At 59.5% G+C, this 11308-nt stretch carries 13 protein-coding genes; 3 read left to right on the top strand and 10 right to left on the bottom strand.

Annotated elements, in window-relative coordinates:
- Positions 1 to 166 precede the first annotated feature (166 nt).
- Both WMO66_RS10310 and WMO66_RS10305 read left to right on the top strand, forming a co-directional pair.
- Complete coding sequence (locus WMO66_RS10310) at positions 167 to 310, top strand: hypothetical protein (protein ID WP_349136370.1); 144 nt, start codon at positions 167 to 169, stop codon at positions 308 to 310.
- Positions 311 to 360: 50 nt separating this feature from the next.
- Positions 361 to 1062 carry a ribulose-phosphate 3-epimerase gene (locus WMO66_RS10305; RefSeq protein ID WP_349136369.1) on the top strand — a complete coding sequence of 234 codons (702 nt, stop codon included), beginning with the start codon at positions 361 to 363 and terminating at the stop codon, positions 1060 to 1062.
- A 137-nt stretch (positions 1063 to 1199) separates the two neighbouring features.
- Here the strand turns inward: WMO66_RS10305 and WMO66_RS10300 are convergent, their stop codons facing one another.
- The 5 genes from WMO66_RS10300 to WMO66_RS10280 all read right to left on the bottom strand — a co-directional run bounded on the left by WMO66_RS10300 (position 1200) and on the right by WMO66_RS10280 (position 5639).
- Complete coding sequence (locus tag WMO66_RS10300) at positions 1200 to 2471, bottom strand: BMP family lipoprotein (protein ID WP_349136367.1); 1272 nt, start codon at positions 2469 to 2471, stop codon at positions 1200 to 1202.
- A gap of 103 nt (positions 2472 to 2574) precedes the next feature.
- On the bottom strand, positions 2575 to 2997 hold the full coding sequence (locus WMO66_RS10295; RefSeq protein ID WP_349136365.1) for a cytidine deaminase: 423 nt from the start codon (positions 2995 to 2997) through the stop codon (positions 2575 to 2577).
- 21 nt (positions 2998 to 3018) lie between these two features.
- Positions 3019 to 4185, bottom strand: coding sequence for a phosphopentomutase (locus WMO66_RS10290; protein ID WP_349136364.1), 1167 nt, complete (start codon positions 4183 to 4185; stop codon positions 3019 to 3021).
- A gap of 101 nt (positions 4186 to 4286) precedes the next feature.
- Positions 4287 to 5027, bottom strand: a complete 741-nt coding sequence (gene deoD, locus WMO66_RS10285; protein WP_349136362.1) for a purine-nucleoside phosphorylase — start codon at positions 5025 to 5027, stop codon at positions 4287 to 4289.
- Between the two features lie 21 nt (positions 5028 to 5048).
- On the bottom strand, positions 5049 to 5639 hold the full coding sequence (locus tag WMO66_RS10280) for a thymidine kinase (protein WP_349136361.1): 591 nt from the start codon (positions 5637 to 5639) through the stop codon (positions 5049 to 5051).
- A 148-nt stretch (positions 5640 to 5787) separates the two neighbouring features.
- On the opposite strand from WMO66_RS10280, the gene WMO66_RS10275 reads away from it, so the two are divergent.
- Entirely contained in the window at positions 5788 to 6732 is a 945-nt protein-coding gene (locus tag WMO66_RS10275) for a zinc ribbon domain-containing protein (RefSeq protein ID WP_349136359.1), read from the top strand.
- Positions 6733 to 6981: 249 nt separating this feature from the next.
- Here WMO66_RS10275 and WMO66_RS10270 read toward each other — a convergent pair whose 3' ends face one another.
- From WMO66_RS10270 to feoB, 5 genes are all read right to left on the bottom strand, one after another.
- Entirely contained in the window at positions 6982 to 7407 is a 426-nt protein-coding gene (locus WMO66_RS10270; protein WP_349136357.1) for a flavodoxin, read from the bottom strand.
- 47 nt (positions 7408 to 7454) lie between these two features.
- Positions 7455 to 8009 carry a DUF3793 family protein gene (locus tag WMO66_RS10265; protein ID WP_349136355.1) on the bottom strand — a complete coding sequence of 185 codons (555 nt, stop codon included), beginning with the start codon at positions 8007 to 8009 and terminating at the stop codon, positions 7455 to 7457.
- 175 nt (positions 8010 to 8184) lie between these two features.
- Positions 8185 to 8565, bottom strand: coding sequence for a metal-dependent transcriptional regulator (locus tag WMO66_RS10260; RefSeq protein ID WP_349136353.1), 381 nt, complete (start codon positions 8563 to 8565; stop codon positions 8185 to 8187).
- A 71-nt stretch (positions 8566 to 8636) separates the two neighbouring features.
- On the bottom strand, positions 8637 to 8807 hold the full coding sequence (locus tag WMO66_RS10255) for a FeoB-associated Cys-rich membrane protein (RefSeq protein WP_349136352.1): 171 nt from the start codon (positions 8805 to 8807) through the stop codon (positions 8637 to 8639).
- 31 nt (positions 8808 to 8838) lie between these two features.
- Positions 8839 to 11247, bottom strand: a complete 2409-nt coding sequence (gene feoB, locus WMO66_RS10250; protein WP_349136350.1) for a ferrous iron transporter B — start codon at positions 11245 to 11247, stop codon at positions 8839 to 8841.
- Positions 11248 to 11308: the final 61 nt, after the last annotated feature.

Here is an 11308-nt window from a genome sequence, read left to right as displayed (position 1 = left end):
CTCTCGCAGCTAACTTTTTCATTTTTTTATGCATTTCAACCAAAAGTAGTATTTTATCCCTGGCGCAAGCATGTATTTTGCAGCATTTTGACGGATCGAAAAAGGACGGGTCAAAGCCCGTCCCGGATATGTCGAACAATTTTTACAGCCGTCCGCCGCTCAGCGCATGCTTCACCCTTTTCTTGAACAGCGCAGCATCGCGTTTGCCAACGCCGCGGCAGCAATCACGGTATCGCGGCGGGGCGCGCTGACCTCGATCCCGACGGAGGCCGAGGTCACGGCGCTGATTTCCGGCACAGATAATGGCTGACCTGTCAAAGCACCTATCCCGAAGTCCGAAAATAAGAGGAGAGCACAACGATGAACACGCCCAAGCTTTTACCCTCGCTGATGTGTGTTGACTTTTCCCGCATGGCGCAGACGCTGGAGGTTTTCGAACAGTGCGGCATCGACGCCCTGCATGTCGATATCATGGATGGAGAATTCGTGCCGAACTATGCGCTGGGCACGGATTTCTGCAGGCAGCTGCGCAAGCTGACGCCGATCCCGCTGGACATTCATCTGATGATCTCGCGGCCCGATACGAAGCTCTCATGCTTTGCGATCCAGCCGGGCGAGTATGTCTCGGTGCACTGGGAGAGCACGCCGCACATCCATCGCACGATCGGTGCGATCGCCGCGCTGGGCGGAAAGCCGATGCTCGCGATCAATCCTGCGACGCCGTATGATGTGATCCGCTATCTGCTGCCCGATCTGGCAGGCGTGCTGGTCATGACGGTCGATCCCGGCTTTGCCGGTCAGCAGCTCGTTCCGGCCATGCTGCAGAAGCTGCGCGATCTGCGCGCATTTCTGGACGAAAACGGCTACCCGGATCTGGAGATCGAGGTAGACGGAAACGTCAGCTTTGAAAATGCGGAGAAAATGCGGCAGGCCGGGGCGACGATGTTCGTCGGCGGCAGCTCCAGCGTCTTCTGGAAGGGCGCTTCTCTAAGCGAAAACATCCAGAGAATGTACGCCGTAATAGGAAAGCGCAATATTGCAGTTCTGCGGGCAGTAAAATAAGATAAGCAAGAAAATAGCCGGGCTGACTTTGTAATAGGTCGGCCCGGTTTTCGGCTGAGCAGCTTTCGTTGTCCGAACGCGTCGGCATACAAAAAGGACGGGCCGAAGCCCGTCCTTTTGCGGTTCCTTATGGGGAATTAGCCCTTGATGTTGCCGAGGTAGTTCACAGCGATGTTGGAGACGGTCGGCTCGACAGTGGTGTCGTTGGAGACCTTCACCTTGCCGTTGAACATATCAGCGACGAGAGCGGTGTAATCCTCAACGGTGAACTTGCCGTCTGCCCACTGCGTGGTCTCGAGCGGGAGCTGGACATAGTTCGCGGAAGGATCGTCAGCAGAGACGAGGCCCAGGGTCTCGATCTTGCCGGCGTAGTTGGCCCAGTTGCCATTGACAATGACATCGGTCAGGGTGTCGATGGTGGTGGGAGCAAGGCCCTTCATAGCGGAGGTAACAGTCATGCCTTCGCCGTAGCCGCCGTCGATGACAGCGGACTGGTCGGTGTCGACGCCGATGACCTTGCCGTTGACCTTCTGAGCAGCCTCAGCAGCAGAGGTGAAGATGCCGCCGCCGCAAGCGAAGACCAGCTGAGTGCCGTTGGAATACCAGGTGTCCATAACAGCGGTGATGTCGCCGTCGCCGTTGAACTGGCCGCCGTAGATGTAGTTGACCTCAACGCCCTCAACACCCTTGGCAGCAGCAGCGGCGTCAACGCCCTGCACGAAGCCGTAGCCGAAGCGGATAACAGCAGGAACAGCCATGCCGCCGAGGAAGCCAAGCTTGGTGTAGCCGAGGCAGACAGCAGCGTAACCGGCCATGTAGCCGCTGAGCTCTTCCTGATAAACAGCGCAGTAAACGTTGCTCAGGTCGACGTAGTCAGCGAGGTTCCAGTTGTCGGGGTTGTAGTCGTAGGTCTCACCGGCGTTGGCAACAGCAGCCTCGAGCAGATCGCCCTTGGCGACGTCCAGCGCGATGAACTTCACATCGGGGTACTGCGGAGCGACCTCAACGATGGTGCCGCCGAAGGCATAGCCCGGCATCACGATGACGTTGTAGCCGTCAGCGATGGCCAGCTCGGTGGAAGCAACACGGCCGGCAGTGGAGTTGTCGGTGGGCTTGTAGTACTTGAAGTCATAGCCGTTGTCGCCGGCAAACTTCTGGCAAGCCTCATAGGTGGTCTGGTTGAAGGACTGGTCGGTGATGTCGCCGTAGTCGGTGATCATCGCGATCTTGACGTCGCCGTTGTTATCATCGGGCTCAGTCGCATCGCTGTTGTCCGTGCTCTCGTTGGTCTTGGACTCATCCGTAGGAGCAGTGGTGGGTGCATCGGTCTCGCTGTCGTTGTTGGCACAGGCCACGAACAGGCAAGAGATCATAGCAAGAACAAGGAGCATTGCTAAGAGTTTCTTCATTTTCTTAACCTCCATTTATTTTGGCTCAAGGCCGTAAGCAATTATTACACAAATTGGTACAAAAATCAAGACACTGCAAAATTTTTGTGAAAAGCGCCAAAAATTAGGCCTCCATACTGTCTTTTGTAAAGCCGAACGGCAGCAATTCGGGCAGTTTTACGGTGAACACACCGCCGCCGGCCTTCTGCATATGGATCTCGAAGTCCGGGCCGCAGAATTCCTGCATGACCTGACGGCACACACCGCACGGGCCGCTCGGCTCGTCTTGAGCCTGCACAGGCTTCCCGGCAGGACCGCCGACCACGGCAATGGCGGCAAAGTCATAGCAGCCGTCGTACACCGCCTTGAAAAAGGCCGTGCGCTCCGCGCAGTTCGTGGCGGAGAAGCTGGCATTTTCAATGTTGCAGCCCTGATAGACACGGCCGTCCTTCGTCAGCAGTGCAGCGCCGACAGCATAATGGGAATACGGCGCATAGGCGCGCTCGCGGGCCTCATGCGCAAGCTCCAGCAGTTTTTCCGGTGTCATGGCGATCTCCCCTTTCAGAAATTACAGGATCTCGGTGGCAAAGCTCGTGCCGGGCGTCTGATACGGAACACCGAGCAGCTCCGTCACGGTCGCGGCAATGTCCGCAAACGACTTGCGCGTGCCGAGATTCACAGGGCGCAGGTGCTTGCCCGCCATCAGCAGCGGCACATACTCGCGCGTATGATCCGTCGTGCGGGTGTAGGCAGGGTCGCAGCCGTGGTCGGCCGTGATCATAACGAGGTCCTCGTCGCCGAGCTGCGGCAGCAGCTCGGCCAGCCAGCCGTCGAATTCCGTCAGGGCGGCAGCATAGCCGTCGATGTTGCGGCGATGGCCGTAGAGCATATCGAAATCAACGAGATTCACAAAGCACAGGCCCTGAAAATCGCGCTTGAAGTAGTCCATGGTCTTGGCGAGGCCGTCGGTGTTGCCCTTCGTGTAGACATAGTCCGTCAGGCCGCGGCCTGCGAAGATATCGTGGATCTTGCCGACGGCAAGGACATCCTGACCGGCGGCCTTGATGGCGTCAAGCATGGTCTCCGCGGGCGGCTCGAGCGAAAAGTCGTGGCGGTTGGACGTGCGGGTGAAGCCGTCCTTCTCGTTGCCGATGAACGGACGGGCGATGACGCGGCCGACGCCATGCTTTCCGACGAGGATCTTACGGGCGATGCGGCAGTATTCATACAGCTGCTCCAGAGGGACGATGTCCTCGTGCGCCGCGATCTGGAACACGGAGTCTGCGGACGTATAAACGATGAGGTCTCCCGTGCGCATATGCTCCGCGCCGTACTTTGCGATGACCTCGGTGCCGGACCAGGGAGCGTTCGCCAGAACGCCGCGGCCCGTCGCCTCGCGGAAGGGCTTGAGCACCTCCTCGGGGAAGCCGTTGGGATAGGTAGGCAGCGGATTCGGGGAAACGACGCCCGCGATCTCCCAGTGGCCGATCGTGGTGTCCTTGCCCATGGAGGCCTCTGCCATGCGGGCGCAGGCGCCCGTCTGCGCAGGATCCGTGCCGAGGAACGACAGGCCCTCGATGTTGCCGAGGCCGCAGTGCACCATCGTGGGGATGTGCAGCTTGCTGGACGTGGAACAGCTCTTGAGCGTGTTCACGCCGAAATCACCGAACTTTGCGGCATCGGGCATTTCACCTGCGCCGCAGGAATCCAGAACGATCAGAAAAATGCGCTTCATTTTGGTATTTGCTCCTTTTTGTCGTGATAGAAATTTGAGAAGAAAAAGAAAATAAGCGGTCAAAATTCGGAAGCGTTGTTTTACGCTTCCGAATTTTTTGATTACTTTTCCAGTTTGACGGCCGTTTCGAGCGCGACCTCCATCATCTGCGTGAAGGACGTCTGACGTTCCTCGGCGGGCAGGGCCTCGCCCGTGAGCATGTGATCGGAGATCGTGCAGATGCACAGGGCGTTCTTCTTCCAGCGGGCGGCGGTCATATACAGGCCGGCAGCCTCCATCTCGCAGGCCATGACGCCCATCTTGATCCAGGCGGGAACGGTCTGCAGGACCTCGGGCATGCCCTCGTCGTCGTTATAGAAATTGTCCGTTGACAGGACGTTGCCGACGTGATACGTCGCGCCGACCTGTTCGCAGGACGCAACGGCGCGGCGCAGCATCTCATAGGAGGCAATGGGTGCGAACGTGCCGTCGATGTGATACTGGTGCAGGAAGTTCGAATCGGTGCAGGCGCCCTGGGCGATGACGATGTCGCGGACGTGGATATCGGGGTTGATGGAACCGGCCGAGCCGATGCGCATGATGTTCTGCACGCCGAAGGCGTTGTAGAGCTCATAGGAATAGATGCCGATGGACGGGATGCCCATGCCGGAGGCCATAACGGAAACCTTCACGCCGTGATAGGTGCCCGTGTAGCCCTGCACGCCGCGGACGTTGTTCACGAGGCGGGCGTTCTCCAGGAAATGCTCGGCGATGTACTTCGAGCGGAGCGGATCGCCCGGCATCAGGACGGTCTGACCAAAATCGTCGGGCGTGGCGTTGATATGGGGAGTCGGATAATTCATAACAGGATCTCCTTTCAAAATTCAGCGGTTCTTTACTTTGCGGTGCTCGCGGATGTTGCGGATCCAGCACTTGTGGCACATGGCAAGATAACGGTCGTTGCCGCCGAGCAGGAGCTGAGCGCCCTCCGTGACGATGCAGCCCTCGCTGTCCAGCCGGGCATTGACCGTGGCCTTGGCCCCGCAGTCGCAGATGGCCTTGATCTCCGTGATGGTGTCCGCCACCTCGAACAGCCTGCGGCTGCCGTCAAACAGCTTGCACTGGAAATCCGTGCGCAGGCCGAAGCACAGCACCGGGATGTTCTCCACATCCACGATGTCGCGGAGCTGATCGATCTGCGCGGGCGTCAGGAACTGGCACTCGTCGACGATGATGACATCCGTCTTTTCGCGGCTGCGGTAGAGCTCGTAAATGTCGCTGTGCGGCGGAACGACCTCGGCAGGGGCCTCCAGACCGACGCGGCTGCGCAGAATGATCGCGCCGTCACGCTCGTCGGCCGCGGGCTTGATCAGCCAGACGTGCATGCCGTTTTCCTCATAGTTATACTTGGTAATGAGCGCCTGTGCTGTCTTGGACGAGCCCATCGAGCCATATTTAAAGTAGAGCTTTGCCATTGGCTATCCCCCATTTGCTTTGAGTAGGACTATTATACCGGATTGTGTCCATTTATGCAAGCAGAAAAGCATTCTTGTACCGCGTGCATTGACAAGGCACAGCCGTTCCGTTATACTGAAGGCAGAATCGAATCGAGGGGGATTTTCCATGTTTTGTCCGAAATGCGGAGCGCCGAACGACACCTCCGCCCGTTTCTGCACTGTCTGCGGCGCAGCGATGCCCGCACATCAGCCGTCCGTGCAGAGCACGCAGCCGATTCCGGTCGTCGTGCAGCAGGTCCGCCCAGCGCCCGTGCAGCTTGTGCCTGCCCATCCGACGGCCTATACCCATGCCCTGACGGGCTGCGGCCGGTCGCTGTCCTACCTGTTTGCCGCCATTGCCCTGACCGCTGTCGCGGTGCTGCACCTGCTGGACCTGCTGCTGGGCATTTCCGGCGGCATCGAGAGCGTCTGGGCGGCCATCGACGCAAGCCCGAGCGGCCTGATGCAGTTCCTGCAGGCTGCCTTCTGGCTGCCGGAGCTGCTGACCGTCATCGGCGTGTGGTCTGCTGCAGGGGCCTGCAGAAGCCGCGGCGCGCAGATCTCGACCGGCGGGCTGAATTGCCTGCGCACGGCGGCCGTCTTCCGCATCATCTTCGAGGCACTTGAGCTGACGTTCCTGCTGATCTATCTGCTGTTTTACAGCGCCGAGGATTTCTTCAGCTTCCACTTTGCCGGCGAAGAATACGTCGTCTTTGTCATGGCCGGCGGCTGTGCGCTGACCATTGTCCTGCAGGGCTGCATCATCGCCGCACTGAACTCCGCAAATGAGGCAGCTGTCAAAGCCCGCGCCACAACGCTCCCGCCGATGCTCCTCGCCGTCATCGTCATGGCAGAGGCCGCCATGCAGATCATCGGTCTTGCTATGTACTGGGGCGCGCCGTATCTGGACTACGACATCGCCCTCCAGCTCTACGGCATGTTCGGCTATCTGAACGGCAGTGTTCTGCTGCATATGTTCTCCCTGCTCCTCAGCGCCGTTTCCGGCATTCTGTTCTCCGTCGTCACGCTGCGCTACCGCCGCGAGGTCAGCGCCGCCATGGAAGCGGAATGAGCTGAGAACAGTACCCTGTCAAATTGAATCATCAAAAAAACGAGGAAGCCCCGAAACAAAAACTGTGGACCGTTCGTCAGGCGGCCCACAGCTTTTTTTCGGGACGTATCCCATTTTCAGGAGGTGATTTTTGCTGATTACGATCTATTTGTGCTCTGGCGTGGTCGATCTATCAGGCAGTGCCGCACAGGGCTCCGACAGGAATTGCCGAAGGCCACTCTTTTGCGATCCCGCCCGTTACACCCGGGATCAGCCGGCCAGCGTAGCACCCAGCTTCTTACACTGCGCAAGCGCGTCGTCTTCCGGCGCTTCGCAGCAGATGACGCTCTCACAGGCGAGCACCGCGCCGTCGGAACGGCAGGTGTCCTCCCAGGTGCGCATCCATTCGCCGTCGCCCCAGCCATAGGAGCCGAACAGCGCGAGCTTCTTGCCGGACAGGGCGGACTCACAGCCCGTGAACATCGGCTCGAACTCGTCCTCTTCCAGCGTCTCCGCACCCATGGCGGGGCAGCCGAAGGCAATGGCGTCAAATTCCGCGACCTTCGCGGCGGAGAACTGATCGGCGGTCAGCGTGCTGACCTCCGCACCGGCCTCTTTGGCTCCCTCGGCGACGGCGTTGGCCATCTGCTCGGTGTTGCCGGTACCGCTCCAATAAACAACTGCGATCTTACTCATGATCCATGATCCTTTCTGTTTTGAATTTTTATCACGGCAGCTCCGGCTTAGACGGCCAGAGCGAGCCGCTCCACCCCGGTCCCACGGGCCCAGGAGGCCAGATAGCAGCGCGTGCAGCGTTCGAACTTGTCGAACAGGGCGCGCGAGCGCTCCTCGTCTCCGTAGACCTTCCAGTAACCGGTGAATTTGTAATTTCGGGTCTCGTTTTCAATAAAGCCGCGCACGTCCTCCGGCGGATAGCCGAGGAAGAGGCCGATCTCATGCGGGAAGCCGTCCTTCTGGCACTGCAGACGGTCCATCAGGCAGCGCAGGCAGCCGGAAGGCTCCGTGCCATCGTAACCGCTGCCGTTGAGCAGGCAGGCCGCATCCTCACAGGCCAGGTCGCGCGCCAGCGCCTTCGGCCGGTAGAGGTATATGAGCGCCCGCCCGTTCCAGATGCGCAGCGGAAGCATCCGCAGGCCCTTCGGGGCAAGAGAAGTGTTCCAGTAGCGCAGCTGCCCGAGCAGCTCTGCCTCATCCGGCGCATCGCAGCAGAACAGGCTGGCGGTTTTCAGCCCGGCGAGCGTCGGCGCACAGAAGCGAATGATCTGATATTCGGACATATCGTCTCCTCCTTCTCTTTTAGGATGCCCCGTTTTCCTGCGGACAGCCCGGTATTTCGCAGTTAGTCATCTCTAACCAACGTGCTGAAGAAAATGCTTCCGGTGCATCGGGCAGCAGCCCGGCAAGGAGAAGCATATTCCATCGGGGCCTCACTTCTGTGGGCGCTCCCGAGCCTCAGCAGTGTGCTGCGCAGGCGGACGACTGGCACAGACGGCCAAGATGGTCCGGCGGCAGCTCCGCAAGGAAAGCGCACAGCGCGGCGCGCAGGGCGGCCTCCTCGGAGGAGACGCGGTGCAGATAGCCCGCCAGAACGTCGTAGCAGGCGGCGTACTGATCCGCCAGGCTGCGGCCCTCCGGGGTGAAATGCACCATGCCATAGTGATTCTTTTCAATGAGATTCTTTTCCTTCAGGGCATTCATCATGGCATGGACGCTGGCCTTGGAGATGCCGAGCGCGTCTGCCACGCTGACACAGCGGATCTCATTGCTCGGACCGCACAGACTGCGCAGCGCGAGAAGATATTTGATGTTGCTTGCAGAAAGCGCTTGCTGCATTCCGGTTCCCTCCGCTGAGTGTTTTGTTCCTGCGGGGCGGGCGGACCCGCCCCGCAGACGGTTCAGAGGTATTATTTCGAGTGGCACGAGCCGTGCAGCGCACAGTGCCCGCAGTCACAGCCGCAGGAGGTCTTTCCCTTTTTGCGGCTGCGCACCATCGAAATGATGATCGCGAACACGATACCGCCAAGTGCAAGGCACACGAGGATCGTGGGCCAATAATATGCTAACCATTCCAGCATGAGAAGTTCCTCCTTTCAGGAAATGCGATGATTATTTCTGTGCGAGAGCCTTCGCCTTCGTGCTCAGGTGCTCCGCTTCCTTATACGGGCGGAAGAGCATGTAGCAGATGAAGCCGATGAGCAGGACAGCGACGATGATGCCGAGGACATTGCCGTGGCCGGTGAACAGGCAGCCGAGCTGATAGACGATCAGGGAGATCGCATAGGCGAAGCAGCACTGATAGCCGATGGCAAACCACGTCCACTTTGCGTTGTTCATCTCGCGCTTCATCGCGCCGATAGCGGCGAAGCATGGGGCGCACAGCAGGTTGAAGATCAGGAAGCAGTAACCGGCCAGCTTGGTCATGGAGACGAAGTCCAGGACGCCGAAGACGCCGACGACTTCTTCCTTTGCCACAAGGCCCATGACGGTCGCGATTGCGGCACGGGCATTGTCAAAGCCAAGCGGAGCAAAGATGAACTTGATGGCATTGCCAAGACGGCCGACAAGGCTGTAGTCCAGTTCCATCTCAAGGTCGAACACGAACTTGCCGTCCACGACGCCAAAGACGGAGCCGAGCCACATCACAATGGAGGACAGCAGAATGATCGTACCGGCCTTCTTGATGAAGGACCAGCCGCGCTCCCACATGCTGCGCAGGATGTTGCCGACGGTCGGCCAGTGATAGGCGGGCAGCTCCATAACGAACGGAGCCGGGTCGCCTGCGAACATCTTCGTCTTCTTCAGCATGATGCCGGAGACAACGATGGCGGCAGCGCCGAGGAAGTAGGCGCTCGGAGCGACCCACCATGCACCATGGAACAGAGCCGTGGCGATCATGGCGATGATCGGGAGCTTTGCGCCGCAGGGGATGAACGTCGTCGTCATGACGGTCATCTTGCGGTCTCGGTCATTTTCAATGGTACGGGAGGCCATGATGCCCGGAACGCCGCAGCCGGTACCGATGAGCATCGGGATGAAGGACTTGCCGGACAGGCCGAACTTGCGGAAGATACGGTCCATCACGAATGCGATACGGGCCATGTAGCCGCAGGATTCGAGGAAGGCCAAGAAGATGAACAGGACGAGCATCTGCGGGACGAAGCCAAGGACTGCGCCGACGCCGCCGACGATGCCGTCAAGGATCAGGCCGTTGAGCCAATCCGGGCTGTGGATGGCGTTCAGGCCGTTCTCCACGAGGACCGGGATGCCGGGGACCCACACGCCGTAGTCGCTCGTATCCGGAGCGGACTCCATGGCGGTGTCATAGACCTCGGAGATGTCATAGCCCGCAGCGGCGAGGGAGTCGCCGTAGCTGCCGTAGGCTTCGTCAAATGCGCCGAAGTCCTGGTCGTTGATGGCGTCCAGAACGTCCTGCGCGCCGATAACGCCTTCGTCAGCGGCCTTGGAGACCTCTGCGACGACCTCCGGTGTCCAGATGTTCTCTTCGGCGTACTCGTTGATGGCATCGTCATAGGCGCTCGAGCCGATACCGAACAGATGCCAGCCGTCGCCGAACAGGCCGTCGTTCGTCCAGTCGGTCGCCCAGGAGCCGACCGTCGTAACGGAGACATAGTAAACAAGGCACATGACCAGGGCAAAGATCGGCAGAGCCAGCCAGCGGTTCGTGACCACGCGGTCGATCTTATCGGAGGCGGTGAGCTTGCCGGCGTTCTTCTTCTTGTAGCAGCCCTTCATCAGGGAGGCGATATAGACATAGCGCTCGTTCGTGATGATGCTCTCGGCATCGTCGTCCAGCTCCTTCTCGGCAGCCTTGATGTCCTCCTCAATGTGCGCCTGCACATCGGCAGAGAGCTTGAGCTGTGCCATGGCCTTCTCGTCGCGCTCGAAGATCTTGATGGCGTACCAGCGCTGCTGCTCCTCCGGCATCTGATGCACAGCGACCTCTTCGATGTGGGCCAGCGCATGCTCGACCGGACCGGAGAACGTGTGCATCGGAACGGTCTTCGTGCCCTCGGCGGCCTTGATGGCAGCCTCGGCGGCTTCCATGACACCGGTGCCCTTCAGGGCAGAGATCTCGATGACCTTGCAGCCAAGCTCACGGGACAGCTCTGCGGTGTTGATCTTATCGCCGTTCTTGCGGACGACGTCCATCATGTTGATGGCGATGACGACCGGGATGCCCAGTTCGGTGAGCTGCGTGGTGAGGTACAGGTTGCGCTCGAGGTTCGTGCCGTCGACGATGTTCAGGATCGCATCGGGACGCTCGCCGATCAGGTAGTTACGGGCGACGACCTCCTCCAGCGTGTACGGGGACAGGGAGTAGATACCGGGAAGGTCGGTGATCGTCACACCGTTGTGCTTCTTGAGCTTGCCTTCCTTCTTTTCCACGGTGACGCCGGGCCAGTTGCCAACGAACTGGTTAGAACCGGTCAGCGCGTTGAACAGCGTCGTCTTGCCGCTGTTCGGGTTGCCCGCAAGGGCAATTCGAATGTTCATTTTGCTTCCTCTCTTTCCGGATTTCAGTGAGGGTAGTTTGGGCTAACCCTCCTGCAAAAAG

Origin of the sequence: Faecousia intestinalis, from assembly GCF_040096185.1 — a bacterium.
Taxonomy (GTDB): domain Bacteria; phylum Bacillota; class Clostridia; order Oscillospirales; family Oscillospiraceae; genus JAZOXB01.
This window is presented reverse-complemented; position numbering and strand designations above follow the sequence as displayed.

Coding starts and splice junctions, on each gene's coding strand:
- WMO66_RS10310 (WP_349136370.1), top strand. CDS start 167: ATGCTTCACCCTTTTCTTGAACAGCGCAGCATCGCGTTTGCCAACGCC.
- WMO66_RS10305 (WP_349136369.1), top strand. CDS start 361: ATGAACACGCCCAAGCTTTTACCCTCGCTGATGTGTGTTGACTTTTCC.
- WMO66_RS10300 (WP_349136367.1), bottom strand. CDS start 2,471: ATGAAGAAACTCTTAGCAATGCTCCTTGTTCTTGCTATGATCTCTTGC.
- WMO66_RS10295 (WP_349136365.1), bottom strand. CDS start 2,997: ATGACACCGGAAAAACTGCTGGAGCTTGCGCATGAGGCCCGCGAGCGC.
- WMO66_RS10290 (WP_349136364.1), bottom strand. CDS start 4,185: ATGAAGCGCATTTTTCTGATCGTTCTGGATTCCTGCGGCGCAGGTGAA.
- deoD (WP_349136362.1), bottom strand. CDS start 5,027: ATGAATTATCCGACTCCCCATATCAACGCCACGCCCGACGATTTTGGT.
- WMO66_RS10280 (WP_349136361.1), bottom strand. CDS start 5,639: ATGGCAAAGCTCTACTTTAAATATGGCTCGATGGGCTCGTCCAAGACA.
- WMO66_RS10275 (WP_349136359.1), top strand. CDS start 5,788: ATGTTTTGTCCGAAATGCGGAGCGCCGAACGACACCTCCGCCCGTTTC.
- WMO66_RS10270 (WP_349136357.1), bottom strand. CDS start 7,407: ATGAGTAAGATCGCAGTTGTTTATTGGAGCGGTACCGGCAACACCGAG.
- WMO66_RS10265 (WP_349136355.1), bottom strand. CDS start 8,009: ATGTCCGAATATCAGATCATTCGCTTCTGTGCGCCGACGCTCGCCGGG.
- WMO66_RS10260 (WP_349136353.1), bottom strand. CDS start 8,565: ATGCAGCAAGCGCTTTCTGCAAGCAACATCAAATATCTTCTCGCGCTG.
- WMO66_RS10255 (WP_349136352.1), bottom strand. CDS start 8,807: ATGCTGGAATGGTTAGCATATTATTGGCCCACGATCCTCGTGTGCCTT.
- feoB (WP_349136350.1), bottom strand. CDS start 11,247: ATGAACATTCGAATTGCCCTTGCGGGCAACCCGAACAGCGGCAAGACG.